Origin of the sequence: Lysobacter niastensis, from assembly GCF_031457115.1 — a bacterium.
GTDB classification, from domain to species: Bacteria; Pseudomonadota; Gammaproteobacteria; order Xanthomonadales; family Xanthomonadaceae; genus Lysobacter_J; species Lysobacter_J niastensis_A.
On record NZ_JAVDVY010000004.1, the window covers coordinates 65,345 to 88,678 of the forward strand.

The following is a 23,334-nucleotide window of genomic DNA, read 5'->3' on the forward strand; positions in this document are numbered from 1 at the left end:
CTGGATCCTGCCAACGCAGACGACGGCCCGCGCAGGCGTGTATTGATAGCGTGGCTAACTTACCCGAACTGTCGCACGAACACTCATTCGAATACCGGCTTCACGTCACCCTTGCCGGCCGCCTCCAGGCGCTCCAGCAGCGTCGGCCAATCGACGCGCCGGTTGAAGCCGACCACCGACAGCCTGGGCACCCCCGAACCTTCGACGATAATGAAACCCGGGCCGGCGGAACCCAACCCGTCCATTTCGCAGATCTCATCATTCAAGCGGCAGCGGATGCCGATGCGGCGATAGCCGAAGTCGTCGAACAAGCCGAGCAACTGCGACTGCAGGCTGGTCATGAACGATGCGTCGCTGACGCTGGACAGGTCCTGCACGGCGCGCTGGCTGATGCGCTGGTGCACGCCGTGTGCCCTGGCAGCGGCGCGATCGGTGTGCAGTTCGGCATCGAATGCGACCGGCTGCCAGTCCAGCAGGCGCAGGTGCTGGATCGAACCGTCGAGCTTGCCGCTGATGGCACCGAAACCGAGCACGCCGGTCAGCGAATCCAGGTCGATGTCGTTGAAGGCGATGTCGGATGACAGTGTCGGCGCCACCCCGAACGGCCGCTCCATCGCCAGCGACGACACCTGCACCGTTCCGCCGAACAATTCGACCGACAGCCCACCCTGGAATTCCAGCCGATCGTCGGCATAGCGGGCTTCGGGGATATGCCCGGTGAGCTCGCCCGTGAAAGCCGGCCAGTCCAGCGCCGCGGAAAGCGCGGCCATGTCGAGCCGTTCGAGTTCCAGACCGAAGCGGATATCCAGTCCCTGCCCATCCGAGGGCGGGCGCAGTTGCAGATGATCGATGGCGGCTTGTCCGCCAAGCATCGGCACGGTGGCGGCCTCGCGCAGGTTCAGGACGCCGTCACTACTGCGGAACGGGAGGCGCGCCTGGCCGAAGGACAACCCATGCAGCGCGCCGCCCCGCCAGCGCAGCTCGCTGTCGATGGCGCGCGAGGAGACGCCGGAGGAAAAGCGCACATCGCCTTCGAGGCCCTCGAAGCGGAAGCGTCCCTGCGCATCGTCGATGGCTACCGCGTGCGCAACGAAGTCGGCTTCGTGCAGCACGCTGTTCTCGAAGCGCACGCGCACATCCGCGGCGCCGCGCAGTTGCAGGTCGGCCAACCCTGCCAGGCCCAGGAAGCCGGTCAAATAACCGTCGCGCAACGGCGCCAGGTCCTGGCTGCGAGCCCGCAGATCGAGTGCCTGTAGCGATGCATCAGGCGTCAGGGCGGCGCTGCCTTCGACCGCAAGGATGCCATCGTCCTGCCAGCGCAATCGCGGGAATTGCCAGCCGCCATCCGCTCGCTGCACGGCGTCAATGGTCACCGCGACGGACCGCTGCTGCAGGGCGAGGTAGGCATTGCCGAACAGCATGTCGCCGCCCAGCAGATGACCGTCGACCTGGACGCGCATGGTGTCGCCGATCACGGCGTCCACTTGTGCCCCTGCCGCCACGTTCTCGCCTGCAATAGTTCCGTCGGGCGTTTCGAACGCGACCCCTCGCAGGTGGACCGGCCCCACAACGTGCATCGGCGCCCGGGATGGTGCGTCCACGGTGAGCCGGCCATCGATCGTGCCGCTCTTCATTCGCCCTTGTTCCCATGCCTGGGCCAACAACGCCTGCGCCCACACCAGGGGAACGCGGGTCAGATCGATACGAGTAAGGTCCGGCGTGGCCACATCGCGATGCAGGGCCAGTGCGCTGTCGCCTCGCCCGATGCGCGCGTCGATGCGGGTGTCATCCAGATCGATCGCCAGCCGAAGCGGCGCCGAACGGCCTGCATGCACCTCGCCCTCGCATCTCCATCTCGCGCCCTGGCGCACCAACGGACATTGCCAGGCCAGGTCGCGGAACCGGTAGCCGAGTTCTGGAGCATCGACACGGGCCGCCTGTACACGCAGCAGGCCTTGCGAGGTCTGCGCGGGCCAATCGAGTTGCACGCGCACGTCTTCCAGCACAAACACGGCCGTGGACACCCTGGCCATCCGAGCTTGCGCCGTGCGCGCCGCCGCCTCGCCGCCAAGCAGCCAGGATGCGGCCAGCACGCATGCGATCAGCCAGCGCACGGTGGGTGCGCCTGGGATCGATAGGCCCGAAGGCGGCAGGGGTAACAACGGATGCGGCATTGAGGCAGCATAACGTCCATGACGTTTCACGATTGAGCACCGCGTACCGATGACGCCTGACGAACTGCCGCGCATCCTGCTGGTCGAGGACGACCCGACCAGTCGCTGGTTTTTGACCTCGGCTTTACGTGCGCTGCCGGCCGAGGTCGATGCCGCCGACTGCCTGGCCGCGGCGACCGCACTGGCTTCGACTCAGGACTACGCCCTGTGGATGATCGACGCCCGCCTGCCCGACGGCAGCGGCGCCGATCTGCTCGCGCGCCTGCGCGCACGCTGGCCGCACACACCGGCGCTTGCGCATACCGCAGCGAACGAATCGTCCGTGCTCGACGAACTGCTGGCCGCAGGATTCGCCGAGGCGCTGGTCAAACCCCTGCCCGCCGCAACGGTGCAGGGAGCGGCGCGACGCGCGCTTGGAATGGAGGCCCGCAGAGAAGCCGTTGGATCAGCCGTTTACGGCGGCAAACTGCCGGTATGGGATGACGAATCGGCAATCCGTGCGCTCAACGGCAACCGAGTCCACGTCGATACGCTGCGCGAGCTGTTCGCACAGGAACTGCCCAAGTGCCTGCAGGCCGTCACGACCGCGGCGTCGCAGGGCGACACGTCGTCGATAGGTGCTGAGCTGCATCGCCTTCGCGCCAGTTGCGGCTTCGTCGGCGCGGCCCGACTGGGCGCGGCCGTGCAGGCATTGCAACAGGCTCCGGCATCGCCATTGCTGTTATCCGCCTTCGAAGAAGCGGCGCAGGACACGCTGTCGCAACCGTCAGCGACTCAATTGCCGCCATCGGACTGATCCGGCCGCGTGCGCGGTGCGACGCGTCCCAGTTCCGCCAGCATCTCCCAGGACTTCAGTCCGCGCGGCCCCAGGTGGTAGGACAGCACACTGCGCATGGCGCGCCGCAGTCCGGGCAGGTCGTTGGCTTCGGGCTGCCGGTCGGTTGCCAGCGACAGCAGCGCGCGACCGGTCGCGGCGCTGCTGCGGTCGCCATGGCCGCGATCGCTCAACACACGGCGTGGGCCGTGCTCGGGATCCAGGCGGTAACGCGCCGCCGGATCGATCGCCGCGCCATCGCCATCGTGGGCCCAGTCGAAGCCGAAGCCGAGCGCTTCCAGCAGATCGCGTTCGTAACGGCGCAGCGTCCAGCCCAATGGCTCGCCGACGCCGAGGCGTGAACGCGCCTGCGCGTAGGCTTCGTACAACTCGGGCGCCGGATCCTGCCGCGGGGCCATGCGCAGGGTCAGTTCGTTGAGATAGAAGCCGGCCAGCATCGCTTCCCCGCCCAGTCGTGGCGCGGCGTCCTGCGCCTCGGCGGCGATCAATCGCGCCATCTCACCTGTCTGCACGGCATCGAAACGGATCCACTGCAACGGTTGCAGCGCCGCACGCAGGACCTGCCGCTTTGGACCCTGGACGCCGCGGGCCACCAGGCCCAGGCGACCATGTTCCGCGCTCAATACTTCCACCAGCAGGCTGGTCTCGCGCCATGGGCGCGCGTGCAGGACGAAGGCGGGCTGGGCGACGTAGCGCACTTCAGCGAAGAAGCGGGAGCAAAGAGCGGCTTTTCATTCCCGCTAGTGCTTAGTCGTGATACCCGAACGCGCGCAACGCCGCTTCGTCGTCCGACCAGCCTTCGCGCACGCGCACCCAGGTTTCCAGAAATACCTTGCTGCCGAACAGCCGTTCCATCTGGATTCGCGCCTTGGCGCCGATCTCGCGCAGGCGCTCGCCGCCCTTGCCGATCACGATGGCTTTCTGCCCGTCGCGCTCGACCCAGATGACCGCACCGATGCGCAGCAACGCGCCATCGACCTCGAACTTCTCGATCTCCACCGTGGTGGCGTATGGCAGTTCCTCGCCGAGTTGGCGCATCAGTTGTTCGCGCACCATCTCGCCGGCCAGGAAACGCTGGCTCTTGTCGGTGATCTCGTCCTCGCCGTAAAGCGCGTCCTGCTCGGGCAGGCGCGGCAACACGGTCTTCACCAGCGCCTCCAGGCCCTTGCGCTTGAGCGCCGAGATCGGATGCACGCCGGCAAAATCGCGGCCTTCGCTGATCTTGGCCAGGTACGGCAGCAGAGCGGTCTTGTCCTTGAGGCGATCGATCTGGTTGACCACCAGCACCACCGGCAGCCCGGCACCATGCAGTGCCTGGTAGGCGAACGTATCGGCCTCGTCCCATTGCCCTGCGCGCACCACCAGCAGGGCCACGTCGACTCCTTCCAGCGCGCCGCGAGCGGCACGGTTCATCCAGCGATGCATGGCGGTGGCCGTCGACTTGCCCTGGTCGCGATGCAGTCCCGGGGTATCGACGAGCACCAGTTGCCCTTCCGGGAAGGTGGCGATGCCGAGCAGGCGATGACGGGTGGTCTGGGGCCGTGGCGAGACGATGCTGACCTTTGCGCCTACCAGGGCGTTGACCAGGGTGGACTTGCCGACGTTGGGACGGCCGATGACGGCGACGTGGCCGGCGCGATGTGCGGGGGTATTCATGCGGGGATTGTCCGCGTGCGCGGGGTCGAGGGCAAACGGTGAAAGGCCGAAGCGCCCTCCAGGCACTCTCGACAAGCTCAGGGAACCCCTCTCCCGCGAGCGCGAGAAGGGAATCAAGGGAGCCTCGGTGCAATTCTCCCTGCGAGGCAGCAGGTCAAACCCTCGGCCGTGAGCCCGGCTTCAATCCTGCGCCTTGAGCTGCTCCAGCGCAGCCTCGGCGGCGATCTGCTCGGCCGCCCGGCGTGACCCGGCAGTGCCGTCGGTCACCAGCGGTGGCTGCGACAGCGTGCAGGTGACCTGGAAGGTCTTGGCATGATCCTCGCCGCTCTCGGTCAGCAAGGCGTATACCGGAAGTGGCTTTTGCCTGGCCTGCAACCATTCCTGCAGGCGGGTCTTGGCGTCCTTGCCGACCTTGTGCGGCGGCGGCAACGCGGCGATGGCCTCCTCGAACCACGGCAGCACCACGGCGCGACACGCCTCGAAACCGGCATCCAGGTAGATCGCCGCGACCACGGCCTCCAGTGCATCGGCCAGGATCGAATCGCGGCGATGACCGCCGGACTTCATTTCGCCGGGACCGAGCGTAAGCCGTGAGCCGAGCTCCAGCGCGCGCGCGATGGGAGCCAGCGCGGACTCGCGCACCAGCTCGGCGCGGGCGCGGGTCAGCGCGCCCTCGTCAGCCTGGGGCCAGTGCATGTACAGCGTTTCGGCGACGATCAGGTTGACCAGCGCGTCACCGAGGAACTCGAGGCGCTCATTGTGTGGCGCCCCGGCACTTCTGTGGGTCAGCGCCTGCGCGAGCAGGTCCGCCCGGGCAAAGCGATGGGTGATGCGATCAGTCAACGCCGCCGCCGCGACGCAGTTCCTTCACCGCATTGAACTTGCCGACCACGTCGAGGTTGGCGATCAGCGGCTTGCGGACCTCGTAGTCGACGGTGATCACGTAGCCGGCGTCCTTGCGCTGGACCTTCATGTTTTCCGGCTTGATGTTGTCGGCATAGCTGATGTACAGCCGACGGAAGAACAGATCCTTGATCTTGGCCGGATCCTTCTCGACGATGCCGGGCTCGGAAGCCAGGCCACTAAGTGCCTGCTTCACCGCGTAGTACTCCGAGTACATCGGGATCGTCTTCATGCCCATGTAGACGAAGACACCGATGACGGCGAGCACGATGATGAACCCGACCAGGGTCATACCGCTCTGCGAACGCTTCATAAGACCGCTCCCCTGCTTCCCCAAATTGATGACGGACCGCGCTGTATTACGGAATGCTATTGCCTATCCGCGAACTGTCGATGCCCCCATCGAAGTTCATCCAGATCAGGAACGCCTTGCCGCGCAGGTTCTGCTCCGGCAGGAAGCCCCAGTATCGACTGTCCTCGCTATTATCGCGATTGTCGCCCATCACGAAATAGTGACCCGGCGGCACCACCCATTCGCCTTCTCCCTGATCGATAAACGGCAGATCGGTGCGTTCCAGGACTTTGTGTCGGCGACCGTGCAGGTTCTCGGCCAGTTCCTCGGCGCCCGTCATCTCCGCGCCATTGCCCTTGCCCTGGTAGGCGCCGAGCGTCTGGTAGGCGAGCGGCTGGCCATTCAGGAATACCTGGTTGTCGTGGTAGGCGACGCGGTCGCCCGGCAGCCCGACCACGCGCTTGATCCAGTCCTGGTCCGGATGGTGCGGCGGCTTGAACACCACCACATCGCCACGCTGGGGCTCGCCGATGGACACGACCTTCTGGTTGGTGATCGGCAGGCGCAAGCCGTAATGGAACTTGTTGACCAGGATGAAATCGCCGGTCAGCAGCGTCGGCATCATCGAGTTGGACGGAATCCGGAACGGCTCGGCAATGAAGCTGCGCAGGATCAGCACGATCGCCAGCACCGGGAAGAACGCCTTGGAGTAATCGACGACGATCGGCTCCTTGCCCTCGTCGAGCAGCCCCTGGCGCGCGGCGCGGCGCTTGGCCAGCACCAGCTTGTCGAGCAGCCAGACCAGGCCGGTGAAGGCGGTCAGCAGTACCAGTCCGATCTCAAACCAACGCATGCATGCCCCTCAAGAGAGCCAGAAAAAGGGAATCGGGAATCGGGATCGGATGGAAAGCGGGTCCGCGCAGGCCGCTTCCCGGCAACCCGCGGCTGCGAGCATAGCGAGGGATCCGCTGCCCGTCATGGACAGCGGGTCCCGGCATGGGGACGCCAGACCTTGCTGATCCCGATTCCCCATCCCGACGGTTACTTGTCGCCCGTCTGCAGGACGGCCAGGAAGGCCTCCTGCGGAATTTCCACGCGCCCGACCTGCTTCATCCGCTTCTTGCCCTCTTTCTGCTTCTCGAGGAGCTTCTTCTTGCGGGAGATGTCGCCGCCGTAGCACTTGGCCAGCACATTCTTGCGCATCGCCTTGACCGTGCTGCGGGCGATGATCTGCGAGCCGACGGCGGCCTGGATCGCGACATCGAACATCTGCCGCGGGATCAGTTCCTTCATCTTCTCGCACAGGTCGCGGCCGCGCCGGTCGGCGTGGCTGCGGTGGGTGATGATGCTCAGCGCGTCGACCTTGTCGCCGTTGATCAGCGTGTCCACGCGCACGAACGGGCCGGCCTGGAAGCGCAGGAAGTGGTAGTCCAGCGACGCGTAGCCGCGACTGACCGACTTGAGCTTGTCGAAGAAATCCAGAACCACCTCGGCCATCGGCAGCTCGTAGCTGATCTGCACCTGGCCGCCCATGTAGGTGATGCCGATCTGCACGCCGCGCTTCTCCTCGCACAGCGTGATCACGTTGCCGACGTAGTCCGGTGGCGTGAGGACGTTGGCGCGGATGATCGGTTCGCGGACCTCTTCGATCATGTTTACCGGCGGCAACTTGGCCGGGTTGTCCATCGGAATGATCGTGCCGTCGGTCTTGAGTACTTCGTAGATGACCGTGGGCGCGGTGCTGATCAGGTTGAGGTTGTACTCGCGCTCCAGGCGCTCCTGCACGATCTCCATGTGCAGCATGCCGAGGAACCCGCAGCGGAAGCCGAAGCCCATCGCCTCGGAGCTTTCCGGCTCGAAGCGCAGCGCGGCGTCGTTGAGGCGGAGCTTCTCCAGCGCTTCGCGCAGGTCCGGGTAGTCCTCGGCGTCGACCGGGAACAGGCCGGCGAACACGCGCGGCTGCATTTCCTGGAAACCGGGCAGCGGCTTGGGGGCCGGATCGCCGGCCAGCGTCAGCGTGTCGCCGACCGGGGCGCCGTGCACGTCCTTGATCGAGGCGTGGACCCAGCCCACTTCGCCCGCGCCGAGCTTGGGCAGGTCCTTGCGCTTGGGGGTGAACACGCCGACCTTGTCGACCTGGTGGGTACGGCCGGTGGACATCACCAGCAGCTTGTCGCCGGGCTTGATCTCGCCCTGCATCACGCGCACCAGCGAGACCACACCCAGGTAGTTGTCGAACCAGGAGTCGATGATCAGCGCCTGCAGCTTGTCGGTATCGCGCGGCTTCGGCGGCGGGATGCGGTGGACGATCGCCTCCAGCACCTCTTCGATATTGAGGCCCGTCTTGGCGCTGATCGCCACGGCGTCCTCGGCATCGATGCCGATCACTGCCTCGATCTCGGCCTTGGCGCGCTCGATATCGGCCGTGGGCAGGTCGATCTTGTTCAGGATCGGCACCACTTCCAGGCCCTGCTCCACTGCGGTGTAGCAGTTGGCGACAGACTGGGCTTCCACACCCTGGGCGGCGTCAACCACCAGCAGTGCGCCTTCGCAGGCCGCCAGCGAGCGGCTGACCTCGTAGCTGAAGTCGACATGGCCCGGGGTATCGATGAAGTTCAGGAAATAGGTCTTGCCGTCGCGCGCCTTGTACGGCAGCGACACGGACTGGGCCTTGATGGTGATGCCGCGCTCGCGCTCGATCGGGTTGGAGTCGAGCACCTGCGCTTCCATTTCGCGGGCTTCGAGGCCGCCACAAAGCTGGATGATGCGGTCAGCCAGGGTCGACTTGCCGTGGTCGACGTGGGCGATGATGGAAAAATTTCTGATCTGCTGCATGCGGGGCGGTGCGGGTCCGCCGATTCCATGAAATTCAACGTGGGATTATCGCATACGGCATGAACCGGACCGGAGGGCGCCTGCGAAACGGCAGGCACCCGGGATCCGGCGACTGAATCAGCCGGTATGGTCAGCCGGTTTTGCTTTCGGCGGTCACGGCAACGTATTGGGTGTTGCCCTGGCGACGCACCAGCAGCATCACGGTCTGCCCTGGCTTGACGCCGGCCAGCTCGCGATCCAGCGCCGAGGCCGAGCCGACGGCATTGCGGCCCACGGCCAGCACGACGTCTCCTGGGCGCAACCCCACCTCAGCGGCGGCATCACCCGGATTGCGGATCAGCACGCCCTCATTCCCGGTCAGGCCGAGTCGCTGACGGTCGCCGGGCGAGAGGTCCTGCGCGACCATGCCCAGGGTGTTGCCCGCGGACGGCCGCTGGGGCATGCCACCCGGAACGGGCCGGGCGTCCTCGTTGCCGGCGGTCAAGCCGGTGTCGAGTTCGTTGACCACCACCGTACGTTCGATGTTCTTGCCGTCGCGGAACACGGTGACCTTGGCCTTGGTGCCCGGGGCCATCGCGCCGATCATCGGCGGCAGGTCGCTGGACTGGACGATCGGCCGGCCATTGACCGAACGGATCACGTCACCGGGTTCGATCCCGGCCTTGTCGGCCGGGCTGCCCGGCAACACCTGGCTGACCAGCGCGCCGTTGCTGTCCGGCACGCCGAAGCCGCGCGCATTGTCCGAGTTCAGCTGCTGCACGACCACACCCAACTGGCCGCGGCTGACCTTGCCGGTTGCGCGCAACTGCTCGGCCGCATTCATCGCCACGTCGATGGGAATGGCGAAGCTCACGCCCATGTACCCGCCGGAGTTGCTGAAGATCTGCGAATTGATGCCGACCACTTCGCCGCCGGTGTTGAGCAGGGGACCGCCGGAATTGCCCTGGTTGATCGCCACGTCGGTCTGGATGAAGGGCACGTAGCGCTGGTCGGCATAGGGATTGGCGCGACCGACCGCGCTGACGATGCCGGCGGTAACCGAGTGGTCCAGGCCGAACGGCGAGCCGATGGCGATCACCCACTGTCCGGGCTTGGTCGACTCGGCCTTGGCCATGCGCAGGAACGGCAGACCCTTGGCATCGACCTTGAGCAGGGCGACATCCGACTGCTCGTCGCTGCCGATCACCTTGGCGGCAAGCTCGCGGCGATCGGACAACATGACCTTGACCGTGTCGGCGCCTTCGACGACGTGGTGATTGGTCAGTACGTAGCCGTCTTCGGAGATCAGGAACCCGGTGCCGAGCGACGTGCCGCCGCCACGCGGACCGCGCGGCCCCTGTGGGCCCTGCGGGCCGCCGGGGAACGGCACCTGGTCGCCGAAGAAGCGGCGGAATATCTCGGGAATCTCCTCATCGTCCGGCATCGTTCCGCGCGCGGCGCTGCGCGGCGCGATCTCGGCGCGGATGTTGACCACGGCCGGTCCAACGCGCTGCACCAGCGAAGTGAAATCAGGCAGTCCGCTGACGAGCGGAGCCGCCGGCGTGGCGGACGGCGGCGGCGCGATCGGCGCGGTGGGTTGCTGAGCGGTGCACGCCGTCGGAAGCGCCACGGCAATGGCGCCGACCAGGGCAAGGGAACGGAGTGGACGGTTCATGGGAATCGGCCTCGAAGCAATTGTTGGGAACGTTGGGTGCATCGCGTCGTAACGCGACACGCAGTTCGGGCAACAGCCGCGTCAGTGCGGCGGTGGATTTCGTTCGACGGTGGCCTGCGTGGCTTCCTGCGGCATGCTCGGTTCGAACGGATAGAACGAAGGTGAATCAGCACCGCTGTAACTGGCATTGATCCCGCCCTGGCTGGAGTACTGCGGCAGCACGGCACGCGGCCACGGTCGCGCGACGGCTTCACTGGGCCGCGGTTGGAACGGATTGGCACTGGCAGCGACGCTGGCCGTCGTCGCATGGACGTCTGCGGCGAGCGCTGTGCCCGTAGTTGTTGCAGGCGCCGCTGACGCAGCGACAGCGACCGCAGCCGGCTCCCGGCGTGCGCTCGCGCGCAATGCCGCGCGCTGGCTCTGGCTGCGCGAGCTGCGCCGCTCGATGGCTCGACGCGGTACCTCGGCGGCAGCCACGGCAGCGGTACCCAGGTCCACGGCCGGATTGGGCGCTGAAGGATCGGGCGCCGAAGGCGTCTTCGAGGCCGGGACCTCGGGGGCTGCATTCAATCGCACGGACGATGCCTCGGCCACCTGGGCCTGCGTCGCATCCACGGGGGTGGACCCGTTAGTGAGCGGGCGCGCCACGAACAGGGCGGCTACCGCGACCGACGCCGCCAACGCCCCGCCGATCCAGCCCCGTCGTCCGCTGAGCAGCGCCGCCTTGGGCACAGGCTGGCTCATTGCGGGCGCGTGCTCGCGAGCGATGGCCGACGCCACGCGCTGGGCGAAATCGCCGCTCGCCACCGCCGCAGCCTGACCGCGCAGCACATCGCCGCACAGCTGCCAGCGGCCAAAGGCATCGCGCCACTGCTCGTCGTGGCTGAGCCTCTTCAGCGCGAAGCGCGAGGCATCGCCGCTCAGTTCGCCATCGAACAGCGCGCTGAGAGTCTCGCGATCGTTATCGTAGGTATTCGCCGTCATCGGTGCGGGCGCTCCCGTTCGTCGTGGTCCAGCAAGGGCCGAAGTTCTGCATCGATCGCTTCGCGCGCGCGGAAAATCCGCGAACGCACGGTGCCGATCGGACAACCCATTTTCTGCGCGATCTCGTCGTAGCTCAGGCCGTCCACCTCGCGCAGGGTGATCGCGGCCCGCAATTCCTCCGGCAGGGTTTCGACCACGCGCATCACGGTGTGTTCGATCTCCTGCCGCAGCAGTTCATGCTCGGGCGTGTCGGTGTCGCGCAGGCGGGTACCGGTATCGAACTGCTCGGCATCGCCCGCATCGACATCGTCGGTGGGCGGCCTGCGGTTCTGCGCAACGAGGTAATTTTTTGCGGTATTCACTGCGATACGGTGCAACCACGTATAGAACTGTGCGTCGCCACGGAAATTCGGCAGCGCCCGGTAGGCGCGTATGAAGGTTTCCTGGGCCACGTCCTGGCATTCGCTCCAGTCGGGTATGTAGCGCCCGATCAGGGCGGTGATCCGATGCTGGTACTTGCGCACCAGGGCATCGAAGGCCGCACTGTCGCCACGCTGGACACGCCTGACCAGTTCCTGGTCCAACTCAACATCTTTGGGCAACATCGTTTCGGCCATGCCGTGCCGGCACTCCTGTCAGCTCGGCCTTGGCCGAACAATGGGACAACCCTGTCGGGGGAAAGTTCAATCACGTGGATTAATGGGGGCGCACCTGCGAGTGCGCAACGGCCAGGGGTCATGCGATCGGTGCAAAGCGGGTCTGACGCCCCGGTTTGAAGCCCCGGATTTGACGGCACCGAAACAACATCGGGATGATAGCGATCATTCCATACCCGAACGGATGGTCCCGCAATGATCGCAGGCCTCGACGGTCTTCGCTTCCAGCACTGGCAGACCGAGCAGCGCCCCGACGGCATCCTGGTGCTGTCCTTCGACCGCGCCGGTACGCCGGTCAACACTTTCTCCCAGGACGTCCTGATCGAACTGGACGCCCTGCTCGAGCGCCTGGCGCTGGACCCGCCCAAGGGCCTGGTGCTGCGTTCGGCCAAGGCAACGGGCTTCATCGCCGGCGCCGACATCAAGGAATTCCAGAGCTTCGACGCCAAGGGGACGGTCGGCGACGCCATCCGCCGCGGCCAGCAGGTGTTCCAGCGACTGGCTGAACTGCCCTGCCCGTCCGTCGCTGCGATCCACGGCTTCTGCATGGGCGGCGGTACCGAGATCGCACTGGCCTGCCGTTATCGCGTGGCCAGCAACGATCCGTCCACGCGCATCGGCCTGCCGGAAGTGAAGCTGGGCATTTATCCGGGCTGGGGCGGCAGCGTGCGCCTGCCGCTTCTGGTCGGCGCCCCCGCCGCGTTCGACATGATGCTGACCGGCCGCACGCTGTCGGCCTCGGCCGCGCGCGCCAACGGCCTGGTGGACAAGGTGGTCGATGCCTCGAACCTGATCGATGCCGCCTGCGCCATCGCATTGAAGGGCGCCAAGCGCCCCTTCAAGCAGCGCTTCCTCGGCTGGGCCAGCAACGTGTGGCCCGCACGCCAGCTGCTCGCGCCGATGCTGACCAAGCAGGTCGCACGCAAGGCGCGCAAGGAGCACTACCCGGCGCCGTATGCGCTGATCAATACCTGGGCCCGTAGCGGCGGCGGCATCCAGTCGCGACTGTCGGCCGAGCGCAAGTCGGTGGTCAAGCTCGCTTCCACGCCCACCGCACGCAACCTGATCCGCGTGTTTTTCCTGCAGGAGCGCCTGAAGGGCATGGGCGGCAAGGATCACGGCATCGCGAACGTGCACGTGGTCGGCGCCGGCGTGATGGGCGGCGACATCGCCGCCTGGTCGGCCTACAAGGGCTTCAACGTCACCCTGCAGGACCGTGAGCAGCGCTTTATCGATGGCGCGATGACCCGCGCGCAGGATCTGTTCGGCAAAAAGGTGAAGGACGAGTCCAAGCGTGCCGGAGTCGCGGCGCGCTTGAAGAGCGATCTGGCGGGCGACGGCGTGGCGCAGGCCGATCTCGTGATCGAGGCGATCATCGAGAAGGCCGAAGCCAAGCGCGAGCTGTACACGGCGGTCGAACCGCGCATGAAACCCGATGCCCTGTTGACCACCAACACCTCCTCGATTCCGCTGACCGAGTTGCGCGAGCACATCGCGCGTCCCGCGCAGTTCGCCGGGCTGCACTACTTCAACCCGGTCGCGCTGATGCCACTGGTGGAAATCATCCGTCACGACGCCGTGGCGCCGCAGACCGAACAGCGTCTGGCGGCGTTCTGCAAGGCCATCGACAAATTGCCGGTGCCGGTCGCGGGCACACCTGGTTTCCTCGTCAATCGCGTGCTGTTCCCGTACATGCTGGAAGCGGCGACGGCGTTCGCCGAAGGCATCCCGGGACCGGCGATCGACAAGGCCGCGGTGAAGTTCGGCATGCCGATGGGGCCGATCGAACTGATCGATACGGTGGGCCTGGATGTCGCCGCTGGCGTCGGCGCGGAGCTAGCACCCTTCCTCGGACTGCCGATTCCGGCCTCGTTGTCGACCCCGCCGGAGCCAGGCAAGCGGGGCAAGAAGGATAGCCAGGGCTTGTACAAGTGGGAGAACGGCAAGGCCGTGAAGCCGGAGCTGCCGAAGGACTACCAGATGCCTTCCGACCTGGAAGACCGCCTGGTCCTGCCGCTGCTCAACGAGGCTGTCGCATGCCTGCACGACGGGGTGGTCGCTGACGCCGACCTGCTCGATGCCGGCGTGATCTTCGGCACCGGCTTCGCCCCGTTCCGCGGCGGTCCGATCCAGTACATCCGCGAAGCGGGCGCCGATGCGCTGCTGACACGACTGAAGCTGCTGCACGCGCGATATGGCGACCGGTTCGCGCCGCGACCCGGCTGGGATTCGGCCGCACTTCGGCCCTGAACTCCAGGCAAGCCGCGCCCCCAATGAACGAAGCCGCCCATGGGGCGGCTTCGTTGCGTTGACTTGGGAACAATCAGCAAGCCGAAGAACGGGCTAACCGAACTCGACGTCCGGTTTACATGGTGCTGGTGGCCCGCTCCGCGTTCAGCGTCCCCGCCAGCAACGTCTCGATCTTGCTTTTCACTGCCTCGCCTTCGGCGCTGTCGGCGAACTGCACGCCGATGCCGGCAGGACGATTGCCCTGTGCACCGACCGGCGTCACCCAAGCGACCTTGCCCGCTACTGGCAGGCGCTCGGTCGATTCCGGCAGCGTCAGCAGCAGGAACACTTCATCGCCGATGAAATAACGCTTGGGCGTGGCGACGAAGATGCCGCCGTGACGCACGAATGGCATGTAGGCGCTGTACAGCGCCGCCTTGTCCTTGATCGCGAGCGACAGGATGCCCTGCCGTGCGCCACCGCCACCGCCCGCTGTCGCCATGCCATTCATTTCCTGCTCCCCCCGTGCATCCGCCCGGCTTCGACGCCGCGCCAGGCCAACAACAATTCGATTACCGCCAGATCGGCGCGGACCGTGGTCCGCAACAGATCGCGGGTCCGGTTCGCCTGATCGAACCATGCGGCCAGACTGCGCGCTCGCACCGGGTCGGTCAAGCCGGCAACTTCGGCTACCGCCAGGTCCGCAGCATGGCGCAGGCGCAGGGCGGCATCCTCGTCGCCGACCCAGCGCTGCGCGACCTCGCCCGCTGAAGCCTCGCCGCGGCCGAGCTTGGCCAGGTCGGCGGCCACCTCGCGACGCAGTTTCAGCCCATCGCCCTGCAGCCATTCGTGTGCCAGGCCAGGGTGTCCGCGTGCCGCATCCAGCGCCTCGCGCACGGCCGCCGCGCTGTGGCCCTGCGCATTCAGCCAGGCCATCGCCTCGGCTTGCGGCGGCAGGCGGAACTCCAGACGCTGGCAGCGGCTGCGGATCGTAGCCGGCAGGCGCGCCGGATGCGCGCTCACCAGCCACAGGTAGCGGCCCGGTACCGGCTCCTCGAGCGTCTTCAACAGCGCATTGCAGGCGGCGTGGTTGATCGCGTCGGCTGGTTCGATGATCGCGATCTGCGCACCGCCGTATTGCGGCGTCAGCGCCATCTGTTCGGACAGTCGGCGGATCTGCTCGATGACGATCTCGGTGCGAAGGCGCGTGCCCTCCTTGTTGAGGACGAACGAGATGACCTGGAAATCCGGATGCGTGCCAGCCGCCAGCAGGTGGCAGCTCCGGCACGTGCCGCAGGGCTCGCCGGTGGCGCCGCGCTGCTGGCACAGCAGGCGCTGCGCCAGCCGCTCGGCGACGGCGCGCTTGCCCAGTTGCTGCGGGCCGCAGAACAACAGGCCGTGCCCCAACCGGCCGGAGTCGAGCGCCGCCGTCGCCTGGTCGTAGACGCGGCGCTGCCAGGGCGCGAAATCGGCGGCCGGCATGCTCATGAACTCTCCCCGATCAGCCGGCGCACGTGCGCCACCGCATCGGCGGCGACCGACTGCGGCGATTGCGTGGCATCGACCACGCGGAAGCGCGCAGGCTCGCTTGCGGCGCGCGCCAGGTAGCCTTCGCGCACGCGCTCGAAGAAGTCGTCGCGCTCGCCCTCGATGCGATCGGCGGCGCCGCGTCCACGCGCCCGTTGCAAACCGATATCCACGGGCACATCGAGCAGCAGTGTCAGCGCCGGTGCGATGCCGACCACGCGGCGCTCCAGTTCGGCGATGAACACGGGATCGCCCGCGCGTGCCGCTCCCTGATAGGCGTAACTGGCATCGGTGAAGCGGTCGCTGATCACCCATGCGCCGCGTTCCAGCGCCGGCAGGATCGTCTCGCGCACGTGCTGGGCACGTGCCGCGAACATCAGCAGCAGCTCCGTGTCGATGGTCGGCGTCTCGTGGTGCGTGTCCAGGAGCAGGCCACGGATCTGTTCGGCCAGCGGCGTGCCGCCGGGTTCGCGCGTGCTGACCACTTCACGGCCGGTCTCGTGCAGCACTTCGCGCAGCGCGGACAGCACGGTCGACTTGCCGGCGCCCTCGCCACCTTCGAGCGTGATGAAGCGCGGATACGTGCGCAGCGTCATTGCGTTCCCTGCGAGGAGTCGCCTTGCGATGCTTCGCGCTGCGATGCATCGCGCTGTGAAGCCGCGCGCACCTGCTGTCCCTGCCGGTATCGCTGCAGGTAGCTGCGCACGTTGGCTTCATGCTCGGCCAGCGTCCGGGCAAACAGGTGACGGCCGCTGCCATCGCCAACAGCCACGAAGAACAGGTCCTCGCCTGGAGCCGGTTGCGCCGTGGCCTGCAGCGCATCCCGGCCCGGCATCGCGATCGGTGTCGGCGGCAGGCCCGCGCGCGTGTAGGTGTTGTACGGCGTGTCGGTCTGCAGGTCGCGCTTGCGGATGTTGCCGTCGTAGCCGACGCCCAAGCCGTAGATCACGGTCGGATCGGTCTGCAGACGCATGCCGATCCGCAGCCGCCGCTCGAACAAGCCGGCGATGCGCGGCCTCTCCTCGGCGATGCCGGTTTCCTTCTCGACGATCGAGGCCAGGATGAGCAGTTCTTCCGGCGTCTTCAGCACGCTGTCCGGCCGGCGTTGCTGCCAGGCCTCGTCCAGCGCCTTGTCCATCGCCGCATGCGCGCGCCTGAGCACGTCCAGGTCGCTGTCGCCGCGGGTATACAGGTAGGTTTCCGGCAGGAAACGCCCTTCGGGATGCTGGCCCGGTTGCCCCAGCGCTTTCATCAGCGCGGCATCGGCCAGCTCGCCGGTTTCGTGTTCGAGCAACTCAGCCTTGGCCAGCGCCGCGCGCAGCTCGCGGATGTTCCACCCTTCGACGATGGTGAAGCGATGGCTGATCACCTTGCCGTCGCGCATCGCGATCAGCAGTTCGCGCGGCGAGGTGCCGGGTTGCAGTGCGTACTCGCCCACCTGCAACTTGCCGGCGGCACCGAGCTGCCTGGCCAATGCGCGCCACTCGACCGGATCGCCCGCGCTTACGCCGGCCTCGCGGAGTTTGCGCACCACGATCGGCAGCGAATCGCCGGACTCCACCACCACGCTGTCGCCCTCCTCCAGCCCCGCCATCGGCGCATCGGCAAAGCGGGTGTAGCGCTGCCACAGCAGCCCTGCCCCGATGGCCGCGGCCAACAGGATCAGCAGGAAGAAACCGCCAAGGCGGCGGCCAGTTTTTCGACTCACGAAACCTCCGTGCCGAATGCGGGATGCTCGGCGGCCAATAGGCGTTGCAGTTCCATTACCTGCGGATGCGGCCGCCATGAGCGCGCGTCCAGTCGCGCCACCGGCAGGATACCCCGCACGGCATTGCACAGGAAAACCGCGTCTGCGGCTTCGACCTCGGTCACAGCCAGGCGCGCCTGCGAGGCATCCAGCGCCGCCACGGCCCACTCACGGCAGACTCCGGCTATTCCACAGCGATCGAGCAGCGGTGTCTTCCAGGCGCCTTTGTGCAGGACGAACACGTTGGCGGCGGTGGCGCTGACCACGTCGCCATCGGTGCTGCGCAGCAAGCCTTCATGCACAGTCGGATCGTCCCATTCGCTACGCGCCAGGACCTGCTCGAGCCGGTTGCAGTGCTTGATGCCGGCCAATGCCGGCTGCAGCGCCAGCCGCGTGTCGCACCAGCGAAGCGCCAGCCCCGATGCCGGCGCCGGCGGCGGCAACGGATGCTTCGACAGGATCCAATGGGGCTCGGCATCGGTTGGCGCGGCATAACCGCGTCCCCCAGCGCCCCGGGTGACGATCAGCTTGAGTACGCCGTCGCCGCTTTCGAGCAGGCGTTTGCCTTCGGCGCGGACGAGGTTCTCGTCTGGCAACAGCAGTCCCAATACCTGCGCACCGCGCTGAAGCCGCTGCCAATGGGCCGGCCACCACGGCACGTCGCCGCGGGAGGCACGCATGGTTTCGAACAGGCCGTCGCCGTAAGACAGCCCGCGATCGTGGTCGGGCAACGCGTCGACCCGGCGATTGCCCGCGAAGTAGCGGCTCGACGATGTCACCCGGCCACTCCCAGCGCGCGCAGCATGCCGCGCGCCTTGGCGCGGGTTTCGTCGAGCTCGCGCTCGGGCACCGAGTCGAACACGATGCCGGCGCCGGTGCGGAAACGCAGCACGTCGCCTTCGTCCGTATCCCTTTCCAGCTCCGCGCTGCGGATCAGGATGTTGAGGTCGAGGTCGCCGTCGCGATTGAGCCAGCCCATCGCGCCGGTGTAGGCGCCGCGGCCGACGCCTTCGAGCTCGGCGATGATCTGCATGCACCGCACCTTCGGACAGCCGGTGATCGTGCCGCCGGGGAACACGGCGCGGATCACCTGCCCCGGCGTCGCATCGGAGCGCAGGCGACCGCGCACGTTGCTGACGATGTGGTGCACATGCGCATAACTCTCCACCGTCATCAGCTCGTCGACCTCGACGGTTCCCGGCATGCAGACGCGGCCGAGGTCGTTGCGTTCCAGGTCGATCAGCATCACGTGTTCGGCACGCTCTTTCGGATGCCCGACCAGTTCCTGGATGCGCGCGGCATCGTCGTCGCCAGCGAAACGCGCCCGCGTGCCGGCGATCGGCCGGGTTTCGACCACGTCGCCGCGCACCGATACCAGGCGTTCGGGCGAGGCGCTGACGACCGCCCAGTCTTCGCCGGCGAATACACCGGCGAACGGTGCCGGGTTGTTCTCGCGCAGGCGCTGGAACAATGCCGCCGGCTCCAGCGGCGCATCGAAACGCGCGCGCCAGCCGCGCGACAGATTGACCTGGAAGACGTCGCCCGCGGCCAGGTAATCCAGCACGCGCTGCACGCCGTCGATGTAACGCTGCGGCTGGTCTTCCTCGATCGCGACTGGTGGCTGCCATTGTGGCAACGACGACAGTTGCGCGGCCGCCTCCGCATCGGCCAGCACCTGTCGCTGCAGGGCCTCATGCTGCGGCTCGGCCACCACCACGCAATCGCCGGTGGTGTGATCGCGCAGCACGGCCGCCGGACAACGCAGTGCCAGTGCCACCGGCAGGCCACCGGCCGCGTGCGGCAATTTCAACACCGGCTCGACCTGGGCCGCGGCCTCGTATCCCAGCAGCAGCGCCCAGCCGCCACGGAACGGCCAGCGCGGCTCGTCGCGCGCGACGCGCTGCGCTTGCCAGGCCAGGTCCAGTGCGGTGAAGAAATCCGCGTCGAGCGAGACTCCCTGCGCATCGCGCGTGACGCCATCCGCATCCAGGCGAAGCGACTGTCCGCTGCCGACCAGCAGCAGGTCCCAGCGTCCCTGTGCGGTGCCATGCGCGGTGGATTCCAGCAACAGCGGATAGCGCTGCGGCGACAGGCGCTGCAATGACAGCAGGTCGACCGGGAGCGGCAGGGATCGGGTCAGGAGCATGGCGTATTAGACCGCGTTTCGGGCGATCGTCGGGGCTGGAAGTAATCGCGGTTCCCGCAAACGACGATCCCCGCCGCAGCGGGGATCGTCGGGATCGCTTTGTACGGCCGTCAGAGCCGCTTGAACACCAGCGTACCGTTGGTGCCGCCGAAGCCGAAACCGTTGGAGACGGCGATGTCGACCTTGGCCTCGCGCGCCACGTTGGGCACGTAGTCCAGGTCGCAGCCTTCGCCTGGCTGGTCCAGGTTGATGGTCGGAGGAATGATGCCGTGATGCAGCGCCAGCACCGAGAAGATGGCTTCCACGCCGCCGGCCGCGCCGAGCAGGTGGCCGGTCATCGACTTGGTCGAGCTGACCATGGTCTTGTACGCGTAATCGCCCAACGCGCGCTTGATCGCCAGCGTCTCGGCGAGGTCGCCCAGCGGCGTCGACGTGCCGTGCGCATTGAGGTAGCCCACGTCCTGCGCGTTGACGCCGGCGTCCTTCATCGCAGCGACCATGCAGCGCGCCGGACCTTCGCCGTTCTCGCTCGGGGCGGTCATGTGGAAGGCATCGGAACTGGCGCCGAAGCCGGCCAGCTCGCAGTAAATGCGGGCGCCGCGCGCCTTGGCGTGCTCGTACTCTTCCAGGATCAGGATGCCGGCGCCGTCGCCGAGCACGAAGCCGTCGCGATCCTTGTCCCACGGACGCGAAGCGCGGGTCGGGTCGTCGTTGCGCGTGGACATCGCCTTCATCGAGCAGAAGCCGGCGACCGAGGTCGGCGAGGAACCGCGCTCGGCGCCACCAGCGACCATGACGTCGGCATCGCCGTACTGGATCATGCGCATCGCCATGCCGATGGAATGGTTGGCGGTGGCGCAGGCCGAAACGGCCGAGAAATTGGGGCCCTTGATGCCGGTCAGCAGCGAGACCTGGCCGGGCAGCATGTTGATGATGGTGCTGGGCACGTAGAACGGCGACACCTTGCGCGGGCCGCCCTCGTGGTACTTCACCGTCTGCTCTTCGATGCCGAGCAGGCCGCCGATGCCCGAGCCGATCAGCGCACCGATGCGCTCGGCGTTGGACTCGTCGACGGTGAGGCCCGCATCCTGCATCGCCATCATCGAAGCGGCGACGCCGTAATGGATGAACTCCTCCATCTTCTTTGCATCCTTCGGGTTCACCCACTGGGTGATGTCGAAGTTGCGTACTTCACCGGCAATGCGCGTGGTGAAGGAGGAGGCGTCGAAATGGGTGATCGGGCCGATGCCGGAGCGGCCGTTGACGATGCCGTCCCAGCTGCTGGCCAGGTCGTTGCCGAGAGGCGAGACGATGCCGAGGCCGGTGACGACTACACGCCTGCTATTGGACATGGAACACTCCATCTACGAACACTACGCCGGCGTACTGGCCGGCCGATAAAACGCGGGGCCGCAATAGCGGCCCCGGTTTGACTTTCTGGAAGCACGTCGGCCGTTAAGACCCGCTCCCGTCAGGCGCTTACGACTTGACGTGCGACTTGACGTAGTCGATCGCCTGCTGCACCGAGGTGATCTTCTCGGCTTCCTCGTCCGGAATCTCGCACTCGAACTCTTCTTCGAGCGCCATCACCAGCTCGACGGTGTCGAGCGAGTCAGCGCCGAGGTCGTCGACGAACGAAGCGTTGTTGGTGACTTCTTCTTCTTTAACGCCAAGCTGTTCGACCACGATCTTCTTGACGCGCTCTTCGATGCTGCTCATGGGTTCTCACTCCTCCCGGGACGGGATATTCGACGAAATAGTCTAATGGAAACAACGGACTTGGCGAGCATACGCCAAACCCCTTTGGGTTCAAGTGGTTAGGGCCGCTTACCGCCGGCCCCGGGCCGCCTCAGGGCATGTACATGCCGCCGTTGACGTGCAGGGTCTCGCCGGTGATGTAGGCCGCCGACGGGCCGGCCAGGAAGGCCACCGCTCGGGCGATATCGGCCGGCTGGCCGAAACGGCCGAGCGCGATCTGCCCGAGCATCGCGTTCTTGGCGTCTTCCGGCAGCGACTTGGTCATGTCGGTGTCGATGAAGCCCGGCGCGACCACGTTGACGGTGACGCCGCGGCTGCCGATTTCCTTCGCCAGCGACTTGCTGAAGGCGATGATGCCGGCCTTGGCTGCCGCGTAGTTGGCCTGGCCGGCGTTGCCGGTCACGCCGATCACCGAGGCGATGTTGATGATGCGGCCCTTGCGCGCCTTCATCATCGAGCGCATCACCGCCTTGCTGCTGCGGTAGACGCTGGTGAGGTTGGTGTCGAGGATCGCCTGCCAGTCCTCGTCCTTCATGCGCATCAGCAGGTTGTCGCGCGTGATGCCGGCATTGTTGACCAGGATCGAGATCGGGCCGATCTCCTTGCCGACGCCGTCGATCAACGCCTCGATCGAAGCGCCGTCGCCGACGTCGAGCACGCGGCCGTGGCCGCCATGGGCGGCCAGTCGCTCGCCAATCGCCTTGGCACCGGCCTCGGAGGTGGCCGTGCCGATGACGGTGGCGCCCTGCGCTGCCAGTTCGTCGGCGATGGCGGCGCCGATGCCGCGGCTGGCGCCGGTGACCAGCGCGACCTCACCCTTCAATACGTCATGGTGGCTCATGCGTTCTTCCATTCTTCGATAGCGGTTTCGAACTCGCCCGGCGTGCCAAGCGCACGCGCGTCGAGCGACTTGTCGATGCGCTTGACCAGGCCGGCCAGGACCTTGCCCGGGCCGCATTCGGCAATGCGCGTGACGCCGCGTGACGCCAGCGCCTGCACGCAACCGGTCCACTGCACCGGCAGGTAGAGCTGGCGCACCAGCGCATCGCGGATCGTGTCGGTGTTGTCATGGATGCGTGCATCGACGTTCTGCACGACCGGCAGTTTCGGCACGTGCCAAGCCAGCCCGGCCATCGCCTCGGCCAGTCGATTGGCGGCTTCACGCATCAGCGGCGTGTGCGAGGGCACGCTTACCGCCAGCTTGACCGTCTTGCGCACGCCGCGCTCGGCGAGCATCGCCAGCGCCTTGTCGACCGCGGCGGCATGGCCGCCGATCACGATCTGGCCCGGCGAGTTGTAGTTGGCGGGCACCACGACCTCGCTGTCGGAAACGGCTGTGCAGACTTCCTGCACCAGCGCGTCCTCGGCGCCAAGCACGGCCGCCATCGCACCCGTGCCGGTGGGCGCAGCGTCCTGCATCAGCTGGCCGCGCAGGCGCACCAGATGCGCTCCATCTTTCAGCGACAACGAACCGGCCGCGACCAGCGCGGTGTATTCGCCCAGGCTGTGCCCGGCCAGCACCGACGGCTGCGCACCGCCGCGTTGCTGCCACAGGCGCCACACCGCCACGCCCGCGGCAAGCAATGCCGGCTGGGTGTATTCGGTGCGGTTGAGCATTTCCTCGGGACCACCCTGGCTCAGTGCCCACAGGTCGGCACCGGCGCCGTCGCTGGCTTCAGCGAAGGTCTCGCGCACTTGCGGATGCAGCTCGCCCAGTTCGGCCAGCATGCCCAGCGACTGCGAGCCCTGGCCGGGAAAAACGAATGCCAGCTGCGCGGAGGATGAATCGGTCACGCGTGAATCCCTGCGAAAAGAGTGCGCATGATACGAGTGTTTGCTCTAGGTCGTCTGTACCGGCACGTACTGTGGCCGGTCCGGTGTCGCAAAAATGAAACGCCCCCGCCGTTGCAGGCGGAGGCGTCGCATGGTTTGACTCGC

The 23,334-nt window shown here is 66.9% G+C and carries 22 protein-coding genes; 2 read left to right on the forward strand and 20 right to left on the reverse strand.

The features are described from left to right. Positions 1-83: 83 nt before the first annotated feature. A complete protein-coding gene (locus J2X06_RS17240) occupies positions 84-2,114 on the reverse strand; it encodes a hypothetical protein (protein ID WP_310064588.1) in 2,031 nt (676 codons plus the stop codon). A gap of 109 nt (positions 2,115-2,223) precedes the next feature. Between J2X06_RS17240 and J2X06_RS17245 the strand changes: the two genes are divergently transcribed. Continuing rightward, positions 2,224-2,970 (forward strand): response regulator, encoded by a 747-nt coding sequence (locus J2X06_RS17245; RefSeq protein WP_310064591.1) that lies wholly within the window; start codon positions 2,224-2,226, stop codon positions 2,968-2,970. Here J2X06_RS17245 and recO read toward each other — a convergent pair. From recO to rpoE, 9 genes are all read right to left on the reverse strand, one after another. Then, the gene (gene recO / locus J2X06_RS17250) at positions 2,949-3,707 is read right to left on the reverse strand and encodes a DNA repair protein RecO (protein WP_310064593.1); all 759 of its coding nucleotides are present in this window, start codon (positions 3,705-3,707) and stop codon (positions 2,949-2,951) included. The two genes, J2X06_RS17245 and recO, sit on opposite strands and share 22 nt — an antisense overlap. Positions 3,708-3,756: 49 nt before the next feature. Beyond that, positions 3,757-4,665, reverse strand: coding sequence for a GTPase Era (gene era, locus J2X06_RS17255; protein WP_310064595.1), 909 nt, complete (start codon positions 4,663-4,665; stop codon positions 3,757-3,759). Positions 4,666-4,845: 180 nt separating this feature from the next. Then, positions 4,846-5,508 (reverse strand): ribonuclease III, encoded by a 663-nt coding sequence (gene rnc, locus J2X06_RS17260; RefSeq protein WP_310064596.1) that lies wholly within the window; start codon positions 5,506-5,508, stop codon positions 4,846-4,848. Further along, entirely contained in the window at positions 5,501-5,881 is a 381-nt protein-coding gene (locus J2X06_RS17265) for a DUF4845 domain-containing protein (protein WP_310064598.1), read from the reverse strand. Before J2X06_RS17265 ends, rnc begins: the two co-directional genes overlap by 8 nt. Positions 5,882-5,927: 46 nt before the next feature. After that, complete coding sequence (gene lepB / locus J2X06_RS17270; RefSeq protein ID WP_310064599.1) at positions 5,928-6,713, reverse strand: signal peptidase I; 786 nt, start codon at positions 6,711-6,713, stop codon at positions 5,928-5,930. Positions 6,714-6,901: 188 nt separating this feature from the next. Further along, positions 6,902-8,695 carry a translation elongation factor 4 gene (gene lepA, locus J2X06_RS17275; protein WP_310064600.1) on the reverse strand — a complete coding sequence of 598 codons (1,794 nt, stop codon included), beginning with the start codon at positions 8,693-8,695 and terminating at the stop codon, positions 6,902-6,904. 130 nt (positions 8,696-8,825) lie between these two features. Further along, on the reverse strand, positions 8,826-10,349 hold the full coding sequence (locus tag J2X06_RS17280; protein WP_310064602.1) for a DegQ family serine endoprotease: 1,524 nt from the start codon (positions 10,347-10,349) through the stop codon (positions 8,826-8,828). Positions 10,350-10,430: 81 nt separating this feature from the next. Then, positions 10,431-11,333 carry a sigma-E factor negative regulatory protein gene (locus J2X06_RS17285; protein ID WP_310064604.1) on the reverse strand — a complete coding sequence of 301 codons (903 nt, stop codon included), beginning with the start codon at positions 11,331-11,333 and terminating at the stop codon, positions 10,431-10,433. Continuing rightward, positions 11,330-11,950: an RNA polymerase sigma factor RpoE gene (rpoE, locus tag J2X06_RS17290; protein WP_310064605.1), complete on the reverse strand. Its 621-nt coding sequence runs from the start codon at positions 11,948-11,950 to the stop codon at positions 11,330-11,332. Before rpoE ends, J2X06_RS17285 begins: the two co-directional genes overlap by 4 nt. 234 nt (positions 11,951-12,184) lie before the next feature. Between rpoE and J2X06_RS17295 the strand changes: the two genes are divergently transcribed. Next, positions 12,185-14,239, forward strand: a complete 2,055-nt coding sequence (locus tag J2X06_RS17295; RefSeq protein WP_310064607.1) for a 3-hydroxyacyl-CoA dehydrogenase NAD-binding domain-containing protein — start codon at positions 12,185-12,187, stop codon at positions 14,237-14,239. Between the two features lie 115 nt (positions 14,240-14,354). Here the strand turns inward: J2X06_RS17295 and J2X06_RS17300 are convergent, their stop codons facing one another. The 10 genes from J2X06_RS17300 to fabD form a co-directional block, all read right to left on the reverse strand. Next, positions 14,355-14,720 (reverse strand): PilZ domain-containing protein, encoded by a 366-nt coding sequence (locus J2X06_RS17300; protein ID WP_310064610.1) that lies wholly within the window; start codon positions 14,718-14,720, stop codon positions 14,355-14,357. Between the two features lie 5 nt (positions 14,721-14,725). After that, positions 14,726-15,700, reverse strand: coding sequence for a DNA polymerase III subunit delta' (locus J2X06_RS17305; RefSeq protein WP_310064772.1), 975 nt, complete (start codon positions 15,698-15,700; stop codon positions 14,726-14,728). A gap of 2 nt (positions 15,701-15,702) precedes the next feature. Then, positions 15,703-16,341, reverse strand: coding sequence for a dTMP kinase (gene tmk / locus J2X06_RS17310; RefSeq protein WP_310064612.1), 639 nt, complete (start codon positions 16,339-16,341; stop codon positions 15,703-15,705). Next, positions 16,338-17,453: an endolytic transglycosylase MltG gene (gene mltG / locus J2X06_RS17315; RefSeq protein WP_310064614.1), complete on the reverse strand. Its 1,116-nt coding sequence runs from the start codon at positions 17,451-17,453 to the stop codon at positions 16,338-16,340. Before mltG ends, tmk begins: the two co-directional genes overlap by 4 nt. Then, positions 17,450-18,271 carry an aminodeoxychorismate lyase gene (gene pabC, locus J2X06_RS17320; protein WP_310064616.1) on the reverse strand — a complete coding sequence of 274 codons (822 nt, stop codon included), beginning with the start codon at positions 18,269-18,271 and terminating at the stop codon, positions 17,450-17,452. Before pabC ends, mltG begins: the two co-directional genes overlap by 4 nt. Then, a complete protein-coding gene (locus J2X06_RS17325; protein WP_310064618.1) occupies positions 18,268-19,638 on the reverse strand; it encodes an aminodeoxychorismate synthase component I in 1,371 nt (456 codons plus the stop codon). The genes pabC and J2X06_RS17325 overlap by 4 nt, the downstream gene beginning before the upstream one ends. 110 nt (positions 19,639-19,748) lie before the next feature. Next, on the reverse strand, positions 19,749-20,990 hold the full coding sequence (gene fabF, locus J2X06_RS17330; RefSeq protein WP_310064620.1) for a beta-ketoacyl-ACP synthase II: 1,242 nt from the start codon (positions 20,988-20,990) through the stop codon (positions 19,749-19,751). 127 nt (positions 20,991-21,117) lie between these two features. Continuing rightward, positions 21,118-21,357 (reverse strand): acyl carrier protein, encoded by a 240-nt coding sequence (gene acpP, locus J2X06_RS17335; RefSeq protein WP_194930188.1) that lies wholly within the window; start codon positions 21,355-21,357, stop codon positions 21,118-21,120. A gap of 130 nt (positions 21,358-21,487) precedes the next feature. Next, a complete protein-coding gene (fabG, locus tag J2X06_RS17340) occupies positions 21,488-22,237 on the reverse strand; it encodes a 3-oxoacyl-ACP reductase FabG (protein ID WP_310064622.1) in 750 nt (249 codons plus the stop codon). Continuing rightward, positions 22,234-23,190 (reverse strand): ACP S-malonyltransferase, encoded by a 957-nt coding sequence (gene fabD / locus J2X06_RS17345; protein WP_310064624.1) that lies wholly within the window; start codon positions 23,188-23,190, stop codon positions 22,234-22,236. The genes fabG and fabD overlap by 4 nt, the downstream gene beginning before the upstream one ends. Positions 23,191-23,334: the final 144 nt, after the last annotated feature.

Bases quoted from the DNA above. Each gene is read 5' to 3' on its own strand.
- J2X06_RS17245 (WP_310064591.1), top strand. From the start codon at position 2,224: ATGACGCCTGACGAACTGCCGCGCATCCTGCTGGTCGAGGACGACCCG.
- era (WP_310064595.1), bottom strand. From the start codon at position 4,665: ATGAATACCCCCGCACATCGCGCCGGCCACGTCGCCGTCATCGGCCGT.
- J2X06_RS17265 (WP_310064598.1), bottom strand. From the start codon at position 5,881: ATGAAGCGTTCGCAGAGCGGTATGACCCTGGTCGGGTTCATCATCGTG.
- lepB (WP_310064599.1), bottom strand. From the start codon at position 6,713: ATGCGTTGGTTTGAGATCGGACTGGTACTGCTGACCGCCTTCACCGGC.
- lepA (WP_310064600.1), bottom strand. From the start codon at position 8,695: ATGCAGCAGATCAGAAATTTTTCCATCATCGCCCACGTCGACCACGGC.
- J2X06_RS17280 (WP_310064602.1), bottom strand. From the start codon at position 10,349: ATGAACCGTCCACTCCGTTCCCTTGCCCTGGTCGGCGCCATTGCCGTG.
- J2X06_RS17285 (WP_310064604.1), bottom strand. From the start codon at position 11,333: ATGACGGCGAATACCTACGATAACGATCGCGAGACTCTCAGCGCGCTG.
- rpoE (WP_310064605.1), bottom strand. From the start codon at position 11,950: ATGGCCGAAACGATGTTGCCCAAAGATGTTGAGTTGGACCAGGAACTG.
- J2X06_RS17295 (WP_310064607.1), top strand. From the start codon at position 12,185: ATGATCGCAGGCCTCGACGGTCTTCGCTTCCAGCACTGGCAGACCGAG.
- J2X06_RS17300 (WP_310064610.1), bottom strand. From the start codon at position 14,720: ATGGCGACAGCGGGCGGTGGCGGTGGCGCACGGCAGGGCATCCTGTCG.
- J2X06_RS17305 (WP_310064772.1), bottom strand. From the start codon at position 15,700: ATGCCGGCCGCCGATTTCGCGCCCTGGCAGCGCCGCGTCTACGACCAG.
- tmk (WP_310064612.1), bottom strand. From the start codon at position 16,341: ATGACGCTGCGCACGTATCCGCGCTTCATCACGCTCGAAGGTGGCGAG.
- J2X06_RS17325 (WP_310064618.1), bottom strand. From the start codon at position 19,638: ATGCTCCTGACCCGATCCCTGCCGCTCCCGGTCGACCTGCTGTCATTG.
- fabF (WP_310064620.1), bottom strand. From the start codon at position 20,990: ATGTCCAATAGCAGGCGTGTAGTCGTCACCGGCCTCGGCATCGTCTCG.
- acpP (WP_194930188.1), bottom strand. From the start codon at position 21,357: ATGAGCAGCATCGAAGAGCGCGTCAAGAAGATCGTGGTCGAACAGCTT.
- fabG (WP_310064622.1), bottom strand. From the start codon at position 22,237: ATGAGCCACCATGACGTATTGAAGGGTGAGGTCGCGCTGGTCACCGGC.